Consider the following 15,932-nt stretch of genomic DNA (forward strand, 5'->3'; position numbering starts at 1 on the left):
TAGACACCTCCAACAATCCAGGAATATTTTGCTTAAAAAACTGAATGTTGTCCAAACTCAAATCATGTCCTGCATTAATTCCTAAATCTAACTCATTAGCCAAAATTGCGGATTTGACGTAAGAATCGATTCCGTTTTTGTTTCCCAAACTATATTCGTGCGCAAAAGCTTCCGTGTAAAGTTCTATTCTTTCGGTTCCAATTATTTTAGCCCCTTCAATCATTTCTAAAACAGGATCGACAAAAATGGAAGTTCTTATTCCGTTTCGTTGAAATTCCTGAACAATTTCAGTTAGAAAAATTTTGTTTTTTATGGTGTTCCAACCCGCATTTGAGGTTAAATTATCATTTGCATCAGGAACTAAAGTTACCTGTGTTGGTTTTGTTTCTAAAACTAAATCTATAAACGACTTTTCTAGCGGATTTCCTTCGATATTATACTCGGTATAAACTATCGATTTCAAATCACGTGCATCTTGATATCGAATATGGCGTTCGTCTGGACGAGGATGTATTGTAATTCCCTGTCCTCCGAATTTTTGAATATCCGCTGCTACTTTCAATAAATTTGGCACATTTCCGCCACGAGCATTACGTAAAGTAGCTATTTTGTTAATATTTACACTTAACTTTGTCATTGAAATGCTTTTTGAGGATTTTAATTGAATTTTAGAGATGCAAAAATACAAAGTAAAACTAGTCGTTATTGTATAATTTTGATTATTTTGCATTAAATATATTAGAATAATTTATGACCGATATTACAAACTATATTACCAATGATTACAAGGCTTTAGACACCCAAGAAACTATTATGGATGTTTTAGACTTTCTTAACGAATCTTCTTTTTCTCATTTCCCAATAGTAGAGAATGAAGTTTTTATTGGCAATATAGTAACCAATGAAATAGAAAGTTTTGATAGCTCAAAACTAGTTTTCGATTATAGGTATTCATTAGAAGGTTTTTTTGTTCGAAATTCTATGATTTGGTTGGATGTTTTAGAAGTTTTTGCAAAAAACAACGCTAATATTGTTCCAGTTTTAGATCAGGATAATAAATATATTGGCTATTATGAAATAAATGATATTCTGAATTTCTTTCATGAAACAACATTTTTAAAGGAGTCAGGCACCATTGTTATCATTAAAAAAACATTGTCTGATTTTTCTTTAAGTCAAATTTCTCAAATTGTAGAAAGTAATAATGGTAAGCTTTTGGGTTTATTCATTTCAGAGTCAGATACTATACATGTACAAATTACTTTAAAAATAAGTTTAGGTCCCATAAATGAGATTATCCAAACTTTCAGAAGATATAATTATGAAATTATAACAGAACATTTTGAAGATAATTACATCAACACCTTAAAAGAACGTTCTGATTATTTAGACAAATACCTTAACATTTAAAAAATGAAAGTAGCCATCTACGGAAAATACTATCTAAATAGTACAGAACCTATTATTAAAGATATTTTTGTTTTTTTTAATAGCAATAATGTTGAGATGATTATTGAAGATGATTTTTTGAAAATATTACATGAAAAAAAAATAATTCAAAAAGAATATAAAACTTTCACCTCTCATACTGAATTAGATAGTAGTTTTGATATGCTTATTAGTATTGGTGGCGACGGCACAATATTAAGAGCAGCGGCATTAGTTCGTAATTCTGGAGTGCCTATTTTAGGAATTAACGCTGGTAGATTGGGGTTTTTAGCAACTGTTCAAAAAGAAAATATTTCAGAATTCATGCAATTTATAATTGAAAAAAAATATACTATTTCAAAAAGAACTCTTTTAAGCCTTTCTTGCACTCCTTCTAACGATGCAATTGAAGAAATTAATTTTGCAATGAATGAAGTTTCTGTAAGTCGAAAAGACACCACTTCGATGATTACAATAGAAACCTATCTTAATAATGAATATTTAAATTCTTATTGGGCCGATGGTTTAATTATTGCTACACCTACAGGCTCTACTGGATATTCGATGAGTTGTGGTGGACCAATATTAACTCCTAACGTGAGTAGTTTTGTAGTTACGCCCATAGCGCCCCATAATTTAAATGCCCGTCCATTGGTTATACCTGATGATACCGAAATAAGACTAAAAGTTTCTGGTAGAGAAGAAAATTATTTAGTTTCATTAGATTCTCGAATAACTTCAGTTCAAAATGAAACAATTTTAATTATTAAAAAAACCCCTTTTCAAATTAATATGGTTGAAATACCAGAAGAAACTTTTTTGAAAACACTTCGAACAAAACTATTTTGGGGAGAAGACCGAAGAAATTAAAACCCCTTATAAATTAACACTATACTAATATCCCTATTTTTCTCGTTTAGGTAAAACTAAAGCTGGACAATACTCCTATAGTTGTGTAAATTAAAATATCCACAATTAAACGCTTGAGCATTGTAAAGAGCCGATAATTATTATATTTGCAAGCAATTTTAATTTAAGAATGTATAAAATTTTCAATCTTTTATTTTTATTTTCGATTTTTGCAGTAAATGCTCAAATTCATGAATTAGGCGTTTTTGGTGGTGGTAGTAATTTTGTTGGCGATGTAGGTCTTACTGATTATTTATATCCAAACAAACCTGCCTTTGGAATACTTTATAAATGGAATAAAAGCCCTAGACATTCTTATCGCTTTTCTTATACACAAACAAATCTAAAAGCAAATGATTTAGTTTCGAAAGAAATAAGTAGATATCAAAGAGGATATAATTTTGATAACAGCATAAAAGAAGTATCTTTAGGCCTTGAATTTAATTTTTTTGATTTTGATTTACATAAATCAGAAAGAAAAATAACTCCCTATTTGTTTTCAGGAATTAGTTATTTTAAGTATGATGAAATGTATGTTTTATTGGATGAAACACAAATCGATAAAAGTAAAAATTCATTTTCGATACCACTAAATTTAGGAATAAAATCAAATATAACCCCTTATTTTATACTAGGTATAGAAGTTGCAGCAAGATTTACTTTTACAGATAATATTGACGGGAGCAATCCTGAAAATGAAGATTATAAAACGCTTAGATTTGGTAATTTAAATAATAAAGATGTGTATCTATTTTCAGGGCTAACACTTACGTACACCTTTGGAGAAACACCTTGTTATTGTAAGGAATAAAATGGATTTATTAAAAAAAATTGACACTACAAATTTACCCAAGCATTTGTCCATAATTATGGACGGCAATGGTCGGTGGGCAAAAAAACAAGGTTTTATTCGGGCTATTGGTCATGAAAACGGAACCAAATCAGTAAAAACAACCATTGAAACCTGTGCTAAATTAGGAATTGAATTCCTTACTCTATATGCTTTCTCTACTGAAAATTGGAACCGACCAAAACTAGAAATAGAAACTTTGATGAAGTTATTAGTGAATTCTTTAAAAAAAGAACTTAAAACTTTACAGGACAACAATATAAAATTAAATGCTATTGGAAATTTAGAACAATTGCCAAAAACTGCTCAAAAAGAATTACAAGATGTAATTGAAGCCACAAAAAAAAATACTAGAATGACACTAACCTTAGCTTTAAGTTATGGGTCAAGAGAAGAAATTGTATTTGCAATAAAAAACATTAGCGATAAAGTTAAAAATAATATAATTTCAATAGACAGTATTGACGATTCAATTATAAATGAGCATCTTTACACGCGAAATTTACCTGATGTAGATTTATTAATAAGAACAAGTGGAGAGCATAGAATAAGTAATTTTTTGTTGTGGCAAATTGCTTATGCGGAATTATATTTTACTGATGTATTGTGGCCTGACTTTAAAGAACAAGATTTATATGAGGCTATCATTAGTTATCAAAAAAGAGAACGTAGATTTGGAAAAACAAGCGAACAAATTAAATAATTTTTTAGTGTTTCATAAGAATTTAAGCCTATTACTTACTTTATTACTATTTGGAAGTTTTCAACAAGTTAAAGCACAAGAAAACATCCCTTTGAATCAAGGAAAAAAGTACATCCTAGCCGATGTAGCATTAGTTGGTAAATTAAGTTTCAATAGTCAAACCGTAGTGACCTTTGCAGGATTAGAAAAAGGTCAAGAAGTTACAGTTCCTGGCGAAGAACTAAGTAATGCAATAAAAAAATTAGGCAAACTTGGTCTTTTTGATGAAATATCATTTTATGTAAATAAAATACAAAATGACAGCATTTACCTTGAATTACATCTCGAAGAGTTACCAAAACTAAATCAAGTAAAATTTACAGGAATTAAGAAAAATAAAACCGAAGATTTAATCAAAGACACAGGATTAAATCAAGGAAAAGTAGTTAATGAAAACCTAATTACAACTACTAAAAATTACATCGAAAATAAATACAAAAAAAGCGGTTATTTTAACACTAAAGTTGCTATTAATACCGTTATTGATACTTCTGCCGTAAACTTGGTCAACATGTTAGTTAAGGTTGATTTAGGTGAAAAAGTGAAAATTGATGAAATTAATTTTGAAGGCAACACAAAAATAGCCGACAAAACCTTGCGAAAGGCGATGAAAGATACCAAACAAAAAAATCCAATTCGAGTATTGAAAGCTTCGAAATTTATCAAAGATAAATTCAAATCTGATTTAGAATCCATAATTGCATCCTATAAAGAAAAAGGATATAGAGACGCAAGGATTGTTTCGGATACTGTTACCTATAGTAAAGAAAAAAATGCTTTGTCAGTTAAAGTTAATGTAGAAGAAGGTAATAAGTATTATTTTGGGAATATCAAGTTTTTGGGCAATACGGTTTATCCTGACGCTGGACTTACTAGTATGATTGGCATCAATAAAGGAGATACCTACAATGGAGTTCTTTTAGAAAAAAGAATTGCTGACAAATCAAAACCTGACGGTGATGATATTACTAACTTATATCAAAATAACGGCTACCTTTTTTCAAACATAAACGCCGTAGAAGTTAAAACAGCAAATGACACAATCGATTTTGAAATAAGAATTACCGAAGGCCCAATTGCTTACTTCAACAAAATTACAGTTACTGGAAATGACAAAACAAATGACCACGTTATTTACAGGGAATTAAAAACAAAACCTGGAGAAAAATATAACAAAGAATTACTCATTAGAACGATTCGTGAAATAGGTCAATTAGGATATTTTGATCCTGAAGCGATTGAACCAAAATTTAAAAATGTAGATGCTTCTGCAGGAACAGTAGATATTGAATATCCGCTAACTGAGAAAGGCGCTAGCCAAATCGAGCTACAAGGTGGTTATGGTGGTGGCGGATTTATAGGCACCCTAGGCTTATCGTTCAATAATTTTTCGATAAAAAACTTATTTAAAAAAGAAGCTTACAAACCTTTACCCATGGGAGATGGTCAAAAAGTATCCTTACGTTTACAAGCTAGTACGTTTTTTAAAACCTATAGCGCCTCTTTTTCTGAACCTTGGTTTGGAGGAAAAAAACCAGTTCAATTTAACACCTCATTATCCTATAGCAACCAATTTTTGAGTTCTACAAACCAAAATGTTGACAAATCTAAAAGTTTTAACCTTTTAACTTTAAGCATTGGTATAGCAAAGAGATTAAATGTTCCGGACGATTTCTTTGTCTTATCCCAATCATTAAGTTACCAACATTATGATTTAAACAATTATAACACAGGGTTATTTACTTTTGGGGATGGTGTTTCTAGAAACTTAGCCTATACAATTGGATTGACTAGAAATAGCAAAGGAGTAAATCCAATATTTCCAACCTATGGCTCTGAAGTAAGTTTGTCTGGAAAGTTTACTTTACCATACTCATTATTTAATGGGATTGATTATGCGGGATTAAAAAATCAAAAAGAATATAAAAACACGTATACTGGTTCAGCTACCTCAGGAATTAATGGAACACCATTGGAACCAGGTAATTTTACTAAAATTACAACGATTAATAATGTTACGGGTTTGATTAAAATTGCCGATGATGATTATCTAAACGCAGATACAAATATATCTAAAGTAGATCAAAAGAAATTTAATTGGCTAGAATATTATAAAATAAAATTCAAAGCCGATTGGTATACAAAAATTTATGGTAAATTCGTTCTCCGAACATTATCTGAATTTGGTTTCTTAGGAGCTTACAATCAAGATCGCGGACTTGTACCTTTCGAAAGATTTTATTTGGGTGGTGATGGCATGCAAAATTTTTCTATGGATGGTCGTGAAACCATACAGTTAAGAGGATATCCTAACAATGCGTTAACACCTGTAGATAAATTTAGGGCTCAAATTGGAGCAACAGTTTATAATAAGTTCTCTATGGAAATGAGATATCCAATAACCTTAAAGTCGGCAGCTTCTATTTATGCGCTTGCTTTTTTGGAAGCTGGATCAGCCTATGAAAGTTTTAAGGGGTATAATCCTTTTCAGTTAAAACGCTCAGCAGGAGTAGGTCTTCGGGTATTTATGCCTGCATTTGGATTGCTAGGAATAGATTTTGGAAAAGGATTTGATGCCTTACCAGGATTAAACCAGCCTAATGGTTGGGAAACGCATTTTATTATAGGACAACAATTTTAATTACATTTGATAAAAATATTTTCATAAAATAAACAGGAATGAAAAAAAAGTTTTTAATTTTATTTATAGGGCTGTTTGTCAATAGTACAATTAATTCCCAAACTAAAGCAACAAAAATTGGCTACATAGATATGGAATACATTTTACAAAATGTACCTGATTATATAGAAGCTCAAAACCAACTTGAACAGAAAGCGCAAGAATGGAAACAGCAGGTTGAAGCTAAAAAAGCTGAAATTGTAAAATTAAAAACAGCCCTCAATGCAGAAAAAGCTTTGTTAACAAAAGAACTTATATCGGAAAGAGAGACAGAAATAAGCTTTCTTGAAAACGAAAACCTAGATTATCAACAAAAAAGATTTGGCCCTAATGGTGATTTAATATTACAAAAATCGGCATTAACAAAGCCAATACAAGACCAAGTTTTTACAGCAATTCAAGATATCGCAGAAGCTAAAAAATATGATTTCATATTTGACAAAACTTCCGATTTAACCATGCTTTTTGCTGCTAAAAGATTTGATATTAGTGATCAAGTTCTTAGAGTTTTAAACAGAGCCGAAAAAAGAGAACAACTATCAAAAAAAGAATTGGCAGCTATAGAAACTAAAGAAGCCAAAGAAGATGAAATCAATGAAAATCCAGCTCTTTCAGAAAGAAAAAAATTATTAGATGATAAAAAAAGTGCTAGAGATAAGGCTTTAGAAGATAGAAAACTTTTACAAGAGCAAAGAAAAAAAGAGATAGAGGAAAGAAAAAAACAACTTCTTCTAGATAAAGAAGCTAAAAGAAGTGGCAATCCTGTTTCAAAAACAACTATAAATGAAGGCGATGCTTCAACTACTAATGCTAAGACCTCAGCGGAAGATGCAAAAGAATTAAAAGCGGAAGAAACGGCAAGAATATTAGAAGATCGCAAAAAAACAATAGAAGATCGCAAAATAGCATTAGAAGAAAAAAGACAACAAATTCTTGAAGAAAGAGCAGCTAAAAAAACGGGGATTACACCTTCAGAAACTAAAACAACGGCAGTTGTAATCGGAAAAAAGGCCGAAGTATCTATAACAATTTCTGCTGATGAAGCCAAACAAAAACAAGCTGATGAAAAAGCTAAAATTCTTGAAGAACGTAAAAAGAATATTGAAGAGCAAAAGAAAGCTTTAGAAGAAAAAAGACAACAAATTTTAGAAGAAAGAAACGCAAAAAAAACAAGTTCAAAATCAGTAGAAACTCAACCAATAGAAGTTTTAGCTGAAAAAAAATCCGAAGTTGTAAAAACAGTTGCAGCATCAGAAGCTAAACAAAAAATAGCCGATGAGAAAGCAAAAGTAATCGAAGATCGGAAAAAAGCAGTAGAAGATAAAAAGAAGCAATTGATTCAAGAAAAAGAAGCAAAAAAAATTGGCACGGTTTCTGAAACAAAAATTAAAGAAGATGTTAAAGCAACTCCAAAAGCAGTAGTTGACACATTAAAAAAAGTAGTTACAGAAAAATTAACCCCCCAAGCTGCTCGACAAAAACAGCTAGATGAAAGAGCTAAAGTTCTAGAAGATCGTAAAAAAACAATAGAAGAAAACAAAAAAGCTTTAGAGGAAAAAAAGAAAAAAATGCTAGAAGAAAGAGAAGCAGCTAAAAACGGATCAAAATAAAAAAAGAGAATACCAACAATAAATTAATTACTAAATATTTTAAAAACGATGAAACAAATCAAAACTTTATTAATTGCTACTTTATTTATATTAGGAGCATGTCAAACTAGTATTGCGCAGGCAAAAACCGCCCATGTAGATGTTAGTGAAATTATGGCAAAAATGCCTGCAATGCTTGAAGCACAAAAACAACTAGAAAAACTAAGTATTACTTATGATGCTGATTACAAAAAAATGGCAGAAGAATTCAAAGCTAAATTAGCAAAGTATGATGCTGAAGCAACTACTGTTTCTGAAGCTATAAATGGTGAGCGTCAAAAAGAAGTTTCTGATATGCAAAAAAGAATCCAAGAGTTTGGACAAAATGCTCAGAAAGAATTACAACAAAAACAAGAAGATATCACCAAACCTATCTACGAAAAAGTTAGAGCTTCTATACAAAAAGTGGGTAAAGCAAAGGGATACCAATATGTTTTGGATGCTTCTACACTTTTATTGGCAGACGGTCCAGACATGACTGCTGACGTTAAAAAAGATTTAGGGTTTTAATACCATACTCAAGATTAAAATAAATACTGCTTTTCCTTTAATGGCTGAGCAGTTTTTTTGTTTAGAAATATATTTATAGTATATTTAATCCGAAGTAAAATTTAGTTTTAATGCATAATAATTCTCCTATAGGAATTTTTGATTCAGGTATTGGTGGAACTTCCATCTGGTCAGCAATACATAATTTACTACCCGAAGAAAAAACAATCTATTTAGCCGACAGTAAAAATGCACCATACGGGCAAAAATCAAAAGAAGATATTATTAAGTTATGTTACAAAAACACTGATTTATTACTACGTATGGGTTGCAAATTAATCGTTGTAGCTTGTAATACCGCCACTACCAATGCTATTCAAGAATTACGGTCTAAATATACTATTCCTTTTATAGGAATAGAACCTGCAATAAAACCTGCTGCTACTAATTCAAGAACACAAACCATAGGAATTTTAGCTACCCAAGGCACGTTGAATAGTGAACTTTTTCATAAAACTGCAGAAAAATTTAACGAAACTAAAATCATCGAACAAGTAGGCCATGGTATCGTTCAACTCATTGAAAATGGACAAATTGATTCCCCAGAAATGACCCAATTACTCCAATCTTATTTAATGCCCATGATTGAGGCAAACATAGACTATCTTGTTTTAGGATGTAGCCATTATCCGTATTTGATTCCTCAAATAAAAAAAATTATTCCTGAAAACATTCAAATCATTGATTCTGGTGAGGCGGTAGCCAAACAAACTAGGAATATTTTAAACGAAAAAGTGGGGTTTTCGATAGCAAAAAAAACAGAACCTATTTTTTATACAAATACAAATCCAAAAGTGCTTTCGGAAATTTTAGAGAATAAATACGTTGTGATTGAAAAAGATTTCTAGTTTACTCTTTATACCAACTAGAATACATCACATAATTATTTGAAATACGTTCTATTTCTCCAGCAAAATCTGACTGGTCAATATCTTTTACTTTTTTTGCTGGAACACCAGCATAAATAGAACCTGATTTAACCACTGTGTTTTGAGTAACAACTGCACCTGCTGCAATAATTGAATTACTTTCAACAACGCAATTATCCATTACTATAGCTCCCATTCCGATTAAAACATTGTCATTTATAGTGCAACCATGCACAATAGCATTATGACCTATAGAGACATTATTCCCTATTATTGTGGGATGTTTTTGATAGGTGCAATGAATAATGGCACCATCTTGAATGTTTACTTTATTTCCAATAGTTATAAAATGTACATCACCTCTAATAATAGCATTAAACCATACACTACAAAATTCTCCAAAAGTGACATCTCCAATTATTGTAGCATTTTCAGCAACATAACAATCATCAGGAATTATTGGGGTTTTCCCTTTAATGGTAAGAATTGGCATAATTAAATTAATTAATAGCTGGACAATTACATTCGTAGCGTTCACGAGTACAAAACAAATTGATTCCTAAAGTAATTTGGTGAAAACCTCCATTATCAAATTTTACATCACCCGAAACCCTAGAATAAGTATAAGCAAACATATATTTATCGTAATTAATTCCAATAATTGGTGTTATGTATTGTAATTTTTGAGAAACAACACCATTACCACTAATAAAATCGGCACCATCAAAACTTCGACGATAGGATAATCCACCCCATAATTTACCGAAATCAAAGTTTTTATAGGCTTTCATATTAATGTCTATCGTTTTTTCTTGGGTCTTTTCTACTAATTGGAATAAAACTGATGGTTCCCATAATATACTATACTTATTACCAAAATTATATCCTGCACTTAACAAATATTTTCTTAAGTTGTCACTTTCATATTCAGTATATATTGATCTTCTAGTTTCAATAGCGTTCTTAACTGTAGCATGCATATAAAAATCTAAATAATTATATGAGGAGCCAATATCCATATTAAAATAGGAATCTTTTTGAACTATAGTTCCGTCAATAATTGGGTCAAAATTACCAGAATTTAAAAACGCTGTTTCGTCTAACTGACTTTGTAATAATCCGACACTTAATCCAAAAGACAATTGATTTAAGTCAATATCATCTCTAGAAAACATGATGTGATGTGCATAAGTAGCTTTAATTCCTTTTTGAGAATGATAACCGTTTTTATCACTAAACAATATAACTCCAGCTCCTGATTTCTCTGAGACTCTTCCATTAAAACTTATAGTTTGTAGAGAGGGAGCATCATTTTGGTCAAACCATTGCTTACGTGATGTTGCTCTAATTTTAGCACAGTTTGAAGCTCCAGCCATTGAGGGATGAATCAAATAATAATTATCAGATAAATAATCAGAATAAACAGCTATTCCTTGTTGTGAAAAAGAAAACTGACTCATCAGAAAAAGAATTATGAAAAATTTGATTGTATTAATCATTCAAAGTGAATTTGTATAAAAATTTTCGTAATTATATCAATAACGAAAATAATTAATATATATTTAAAATAAACCAAAATATAAGTATTAATAAAAACCAAATATAAGTATTAGTAGAAAATAACTTCCCTAAATTTGTAAAAAAAATAGAACTTATGTCAAAAATAACAATAAGAGATACTCAAAATCCAATTATATTAAAATTTGAATTCGATGATTTTATAACTAATAACGAAAGTTTTGAATTTAAAAATATTGATGAAGCAACAAATTCTCCTTTAGCGCAACAATTATTCTATTTGCCTTTCGTAAAAACAGTTTATATTTCTGGAAATTTTATCGCTATTGAAAAATTTAGCATTGTAGAATGGGACGATGTAAAAGAAGCTGTTGCTGAACAAATAGAAACATTTATCTCTAATGGTGGAGTCATTATTACTGAATCTGAAAATAAAACAAAAAAACAACCCATAACAGTTTACGGAGAGACCACACCAAATCCGGCTGCTTTAAAATTTGTAGTAAATAAAATGCTAACAAAAACTGCAGTTGAATTCAAAAACATTGACCAAACTAGTGCATCACCTTTGGTTCAAGAGTTATTCAAGTTTCCATATGTAAAAGAGGTTTTTATTGATGAAAATTACATTTCAATAACAAAATATGAAATCAATGACTGGCAAGATATTACTCTAGAATTAAGAACATTTATCAAACATTATATAGAAAACGGAGGAACTGTTCTTGATGAAAGTTTAATTATTGCACAAACAGAACTAGAAAATGCTAAAGTTGAAAATTTTGATAATCTCGATTTAATTTCTCAACAAATTATTAGCATACTCGATGAATATGTTAAACCTGCGGTTCAAGCAGACGGTGGAAATATTGCCTTTGATTCTTATAATGAAGATGAAAAAGTAGTAAAAGTAATTTTACAAGGTGCCTGTAGTGGCTGTCCATCCTCTACTTTTACCCTAAAAAGTGGTATCGAAAATATGCTTAAAAGTATGCTTAACGACGATACAATTACTGTTGAAGCGATAAATGCTTAAATTAGTGTAAAAAATGAACCAACTTTCGCAAGAAACCAGCCCATATTTATTACAACATGCAAATAATCCCGTACATTGGAAAGCTTGGAATGAAAATTCATTAGCTGAAGCCAAAAGTAAAAACAAGCTCATCATCATAAGTATAGGCTATTCGGCTTGTCACTGGTGTCATGTGATGGAGCATGAAAGTTTTGAAGACCAAGAAGTTGCTGATGTCATGAATGCCAATTACATCAACATTAAAGTGGATCGCGAAGAACGCCCCGATGTAGATGCAGTTTATATGAAAGCGATACAAATCATGAGCGGTCGCGGAGGCTGGCCTTTGAATGTAGTTACACTCCCTGATGGAAGACCAGTTTGGGGTGGAACCTATTTTAGAAAACAAGATTGGATTCATACACTTGGACAATTACAAGAAATATACCTCTCGGCTCCAGTTAAAATGATTGACTATGCCGAAAAATTACATCAAGGAATACAATCTCTTGGAATAATCCAAAACGAAAAAAAAGAAACTCAAATTAATCAAAATCATATAGCCGATTTAGTCAAAAAATGGAATGAGTATTTCGATTGGGATTATGGAGGAATGGCAAGTTCTCCAAAATTTATGATGCCCAACAACTATCATTTTTTGATGCGTTATGCTTATCAAAAAAAAGATAAAAAACTACTCGACTTTGTGAATCTCACCCTAACAAAAATGGGTTATGGAGGAGTTTTCGACACTGTAGACGGTGGGTTTTCTCGATATTCTGTAGATAATAAATGGCATGTTCCTCACTTCGAAAAAATGCTTTATGACAACGGGCAGTTAGTATCCTTATATAGTGATGCATATAAATTGACTCAAAACCCCTTGTATAAAGAAGTAATTCAAAAAACACTTTCTTTTGTCGAAAGAGAATTAATGAATCCCGAAGGCGGTTTTTATTGCGCACTGGATGCTGATAGTCTAAATCCTGATAATCATCTCGAAGAAGGTGCTTTTTATGTTTGGAAAATTCAGGAATTAAAATTAATCATTGCAGCAGATTTCGATTTGTTTTGTCAAGTTTTTAACATTAACACTTTTGGTTTATGGGAAGATGGTAATTACGTTTTGATCCAAAGTTTTTCGTTAGAAAAAATAGCAAATGAAAACAACATATTGCTTTCAGAACTCAAAGCCAAAAAGAAAAACTGGGAGAAAACGCTCTATATAGAAAGAGAAAAACGTCCAAAACCAAGATTAGATGACAAATGCCTAGCTTCTTGGAATGCGATTATGTTAAAAGGTTATATTGATGCTTATAAAGCTTTGGCAATTGAAAATTACCTAGAAATTGCATTAAAAAATGCTGATTTTATTATCAAGAATCTGTGGTCAAACGATGGAAATTTATGGCATAATTATAAAAACAAGAAAAGCACTATCAATGGCTATCTCGAAGATTATAGCCTAGTTATAGCGGCATTTATTAGTTTATACGAAGTGACTTTTGACGAGAAATGGCTTTCTAATTCAAAAAAACTAGTTGATTATTGTATCACCCATTTTTATGATAAAAAAACAGGACTCTTTTCATTTACTTCTAATCTTGACCAAGCATTGATTGCCACTCATTATGAAACCGAAGACAATGTTATTCCTGCCTCAAATTCAGTGATGGGTAAAAATTTGTTTGTTTTGAATATTTATTTTGAACTTTCAGAGTACAAACAAATTGCCCAAAGAATGGTACAAAATATTTTACCAACCATTAATTACCCTTCAGCATATTCTAATTGGTTGGATTTAGCATTAAATTTTTCAGACGAAAACAAGGAATTAGCCATTTGTGGCGATTTAGCACTAAATTATGCTAAGAAAATAAATACTACTTATGTACCTAACCTTGTTTTGGCGGGAACAAATAGCAAATCAAATTTACCGTTTTTAGTAGATCGCTATAATCCAGATGAAAACTTATTTTATCTGTGTCAAAATCAAACCTGTTCATCACCAAAAACCAATTTTACAGAAATTATTTCGGAGTTAACATTTGATTCTTAAAAAAAATAATTCTTATCTTTGACCTTCAAACACAAACCTTCTCCTCATTGAGAAGGTTTTTTAGTATAGAAAAATGCTTTATACAGAAAACCTAAGCAATTATGCCAATACTTTTATTCAGGTATTGCTTGATTATTCTCCAAAATTAATTTCAGCCTTTGTAATTTTATTTGTTGGCCTTTATGCAATTCGAGTAATTAATAGGCTCATTAGAAAAATTATGGTCAAACGAGAATTAGACCCTACACTGACCAAATTTTTAGCTGATATTCTTCTTTGGGCATTACGAGTTTTGTTGTTTGTGACTTTTATTTCCAAATTAGGCATTGAAACTTCGTCATTTGTTGCTATTCTTGGCGCCATGGGACTTGCTGTAGGTTTATCACTTCAAGGGTCGTTATCCAATTTTGCTGGAGGAATGCTAATTATTTTATTCAAACCTTTTAAGGTGGGTGACACTATTGAAGCACAAGGTATAATTGGAACAGTGAACGAAATTCAAATTTTTGTAACCAAATTAATAAGCGCAAATAATCAAACTATTTTTGTTCCAAACGGGTCGTTATCCAATGGAACAATAATCAATTATTCAATTGAAGGTATACGAAGAGCCGATTTGACCTTGTCTATTTCTTATAATTCAGATTTAAAAAAAGCCAAAGAAATTATTTCTAACACACTGAAAAACAATCCAAAGATTCTAAAAACTCCCGATGCTGAAGTTGCAGTAAAGAATTTAACAGATAGCGCAATTCAATTAGCGGTAAGACCTTGGGCTAAAAATGAAGATTTTGGTATTGTTTGCTCCGAAACATTAGAAAATTGCTTAGTAGCTTTTGAAATAGCAGGAATAGACATTCTACCTTCTTTAAAAGAGGCTACAAAAAAATAATTTATTTTTTTGAAACAGTCGTCATAAATTCTTTTAAATAATTGGGCTCAAAGTAGGCTAAATCCTCAAAATCGTTTGCTTCAAATTTTTCAAAACTTAATTTACTCATTTCTTTTGCTGATGGATATTTGATGTCGTCCAAAAATAAATAATTATCATTAGTCAATACTGTTTTGCATTTTTCGGCGCAATCACCAACAAAATGCAGGGTCTCTCGAAAATTTTCAAAGGAATTTTCGGTAATAATTTCGGCCTGTACTTCTCTAACTTTAGCAAAACTAGGAGAAAAAATAGCACTATAGACTTCCATTCTACGCGCATCTATCATAGGTACAATTAAACCATTTGAGACATTGGCCTGCATTGCCAAAACCTGTAAAGTATCAATTGCAATTAAAGGAATATCCAAGGCATAACACAGCCCTTTTGCCGCCGAAACTCCAATTCTTAAACCTGTATATGAACCAGGGCCTTGACTTACAGCAATCGCCACTAGGTTTTTAAAACTAATATCTGCTTCTTGAATTATTTCTTCTATAAAAACATGAAGTCGCTCGGCATGCGAATAACCTTCTTCGGCTATTTCTTTACAAATGATAGTTTTTCCTTCTTTGGCTAAAGCCACAGAACAATTTTTGGTAGCCGTTTCGATGTTGAGAATGTAGGACAAAATGGTTTAAAGGTTTAAAGGTTTAAGCGTTTAAACACTTAAATCTGATTATTAATTACTAAAATCTGCTCCCGTAGCTTCGGGACTGAACACTGTAAACAG

At 31.1% G+C, this 15,932-nt stretch carries 15 protein-coding genes; 11 read left to right on the plus strand and 4 right to left on the minus strand.

Going from position 1 to position 15,932, the window contains the following annotated elements; translation table 11 throughout:
* Positions 1 to 637 (minus strand): pyridoxine 5'-phosphate synthase (locus tag ACKVOD_RS06090; protein WP_409208578.1); only part of this gene is annotated, 637 nt, incomplete at its 3' end.
* Positions 638 to 750: 113 nt separating this feature from the next.
* On the opposite strand from ACKVOD_RS06090, the gene ACKVOD_RS06095 reads away from it, so the two are divergent.
* The 8 genes from ACKVOD_RS06095 (at position 751) to murI (ending at position 9,655) form a co-directional block, all read left to right on the plus strand.
* Complete coding sequence (locus ACKVOD_RS06095) at positions 751 to 1,410, plus strand: CBS domain-containing protein (protein WP_409208579.1); 660 nt, start codon at positions 751 to 753, stop codon at positions 1,408 to 1,410.
* Between the two features lie 3 nt (positions 1,411 to 1,413).
* Positions 1,414 to 2,298, plus strand: a complete 885-nt coding sequence (locus ACKVOD_RS06100; RefSeq protein ID WP_409208580.1) for an NAD kinase — start codon at positions 1,414 to 1,416, stop codon at positions 2,296 to 2,298.
* A gap of 169 nt (positions 2,299 to 2,467) precedes the next feature.
* Positions 2,468 to 3,148 (plus strand): DUF6089 family protein, encoded by a 681-nt coding sequence (locus tag ACKVOD_RS06105; RefSeq protein WP_409208581.1) that lies wholly within the window; start codon positions 2,468 to 2,470, stop codon positions 3,146 to 3,148.
* Position 3,149: 1 nt separating this feature from the next.
* On the plus strand, positions 3,150 to 3,890 hold the full coding sequence (locus tag ACKVOD_RS06110; RefSeq protein ID WP_409208582.1) for an isoprenyl transferase: 741 nt from the start codon (positions 3,150 to 3,152) through the stop codon (positions 3,888 to 3,890).
* Entirely contained in the window at positions 3,823 to 6,570 is a 2,748-nt protein-coding gene (locus ACKVOD_RS06115; protein ID WP_409208583.1) for an outer membrane protein assembly factor, read from the plus strand. The genes ACKVOD_RS06110 and ACKVOD_RS06115 overlap by 68 nt, the downstream gene beginning before the upstream one ends.
* Before the next feature lie 38 nt (positions 6,571 to 6,608).
* Positions 6,609 to 8,219 (plus strand): OmpH family outer membrane protein, encoded by a 1,611-nt coding sequence (locus ACKVOD_RS06120; RefSeq protein ID WP_409208584.1) that lies wholly within the window; start codon positions 6,609 to 6,611, stop codon positions 8,217 to 8,219.
* A gap of 48 nt (positions 8,220 to 8,267) precedes the next feature.
* The gene (locus ACKVOD_RS06125) at positions 8,268 to 8,768 is read left to right on the plus strand and encodes an OmpH family outer membrane protein (protein WP_409208585.1); all 501 of its coding nucleotides are present in this window, start codon (positions 8,268 to 8,270) and stop codon (positions 8,766 to 8,768) included.
* A 110-nt stretch (positions 8,769 to 8,878) separates the two neighbouring features.
* Positions 8,879 to 9,655: a glutamate racemase gene (gene murI / locus ACKVOD_RS06130; protein ID WP_409208586.1), complete on the plus strand. Its 777-nt coding sequence runs from the start codon at positions 8,879 to 8,881 to the stop codon at positions 9,653 to 9,655.
* Between the two features lies 1 nt (position 9,656).
* Here the strand turns inward: murI and ACKVOD_RS06135 are convergent, their stop codons facing one another.
* Both ACKVOD_RS06135 and ACKVOD_RS06140 read right to left on the minus strand, forming a co-directional pair.
* The gene (locus ACKVOD_RS06135; RefSeq protein WP_409208587.1) at positions 9,657 to 10,169 is read right to left on the minus strand and encodes a gamma carbonic anhydrase family protein; all 513 of its coding nucleotides are present in this window, start codon (positions 10,167 to 10,169) and stop codon (positions 9,657 to 9,659) included.
* 7 nt (positions 10,170 to 10,176) lie between these two features.
* A complete protein-coding gene (locus ACKVOD_RS06140) occupies positions 10,177 to 11,175 on the minus strand; it encodes a type IX secretion system membrane protein PorP/SprF (protein WP_409208588.1) in 999 nt (332 codons plus the stop codon).
* Between the two features lie 155 nt (positions 11,176 to 11,330).
* Here ACKVOD_RS06140 and ACKVOD_RS06145 point away from each other — a divergent pair, with 155 nt between their 5' ends.
* The 3 genes from ACKVOD_RS06145 (at position 11,331) to ACKVOD_RS06155 (ending at position 15,160) form a co-directional block, all read left to right on the plus strand.
* Positions 11,331 to 12,230, plus strand: a complete 900-nt coding sequence (locus ACKVOD_RS06145; RefSeq protein ID WP_409208589.1) for a NifU family protein — start codon at positions 11,331 to 11,333, stop codon at positions 12,228 to 12,230.
* A 13-nt stretch (positions 12,231 to 12,243) separates the two neighbouring features.
* Positions 12,244 to 14,268, plus strand: a complete 2,025-nt coding sequence (locus ACKVOD_RS06150; protein ID WP_409208590.1) for a thioredoxin domain-containing protein — start codon at positions 12,244 to 12,246, stop codon at positions 14,266 to 14,268.
* 73 nt (positions 14,269 to 14,341) lie between these two features.
* Positions 14,342 to 15,160, plus strand: coding sequence for a mechanosensitive ion channel family protein (locus ACKVOD_RS06155; RefSeq protein WP_409208591.1), 819 nt, complete (start codon positions 14,342 to 14,344; stop codon positions 15,158 to 15,160).
* A 1-nt stretch (position 15,161) separates the two neighbouring features.
* Here the strand turns inward: ACKVOD_RS06155 and tsaB are convergent, their stop codons facing one another.
* Positions 15,162 to 15,830 carry a tRNA (adenosine(37)-N6)-threonylcarbamoyltransferase complex dimerization subunit type 1 TsaB gene (tsaB, locus tag ACKVOD_RS06160; protein WP_409208592.1) on the minus strand — a complete coding sequence of 223 codons (669 nt, stop codon included), beginning with the start codon at positions 15,828 to 15,830 and terminating at the stop codon, positions 15,162 to 15,164.
* Between the last annotated feature and the right edge of the window lie 102 nt (positions 15,831 to 15,932).

It is taken from the genome of Flavobacterium sp. (assembly GCF_046155325.1).
Taxonomy (GTDB): domain Bacteria; phylum Bacteroidota; class Bacteroidia; order Flavobacteriales; family Flavobacteriaceae; genus Flavobacterium.

Coding starts and splice junctions, on each gene's coding strand:
- ACKVOD_RS06120 (WP_409208584.1), top strand. CDS start 6,609: ATGAAAAAAAAGTTTTTAATTTTATTTATAGGGCTGTTTGTCAATAGT.
- ACKVOD_RS06150 (WP_409208590.1), top strand. CDS start 12,244: ATGAACCAACTTTCGCAAGAAACCAGCCCATATTTATTACAACATGCA.
- ACKVOD_RS06095 (WP_409208579.1), top strand. CDS start 751: ATGACCGATATTACAAACTATATTACCAATGATTACAAGGCTTTAGAC.
- ACKVOD_RS06135 (WP_409208587.1), bottom strand. CDS start 10,169: ATGCCAATTCTTACCATTAAAGGGAAAACCCCAATAATTCCTGATGAT.
- ACKVOD_RS06140 (WP_409208588.1), bottom strand. CDS start 11,175: ATGATTAATACAATCAAATTTTTCATAATTCTTTTTCTGATGAGTCAG.
- ACKVOD_RS06115 (WP_409208583.1), top strand. CDS start 3,823: ATGAGGCTATCATTAGTTATCAAAAAAGAGAACGTAGATTTGGAAAAA.
- ACKVOD_RS06145 (WP_409208589.1), top strand. CDS start 11,331: ATGTCAAAAATAACAATAAGAGATACTCAAAATCCAATTATATTAAAA.
- ACKVOD_RS06110 (WP_409208582.1), top strand. CDS start 3,150: ATGGATTTATTAAAAAAAATTGACACTACAAATTTACCCAAGCATTTG.
- ACKVOD_RS06155 (WP_409208591.1), top strand. CDS start 14,342: ATGCTTTATACAGAAAACCTAAGCAATTATGCCAATACTTTTATTCAG.
- ACKVOD_RS06125 (WP_409208585.1), top strand. CDS start 8,268: ATGAAACAAATCAAAACTTTATTAATTGCTACTTTATTTATATTAGGA.
- ACKVOD_RS06100 (WP_409208580.1), top strand. CDS start 1,414: ATGAAAGTAGCCATCTACGGAAAATACTATCTAAATAGTACAGAACCT.
- murI (WP_409208586.1), top strand. CDS start 8,879: ATGCATAATAATTCTCCTATAGGAATTTTTGATTCAGGTATTGGTGGA.
- ACKVOD_RS06105 (WP_409208581.1), top strand. CDS start 2,468: ATGTATAAAATTTTCAATCTTTTATTTTTATTTTCGATTTTTGCAGTA.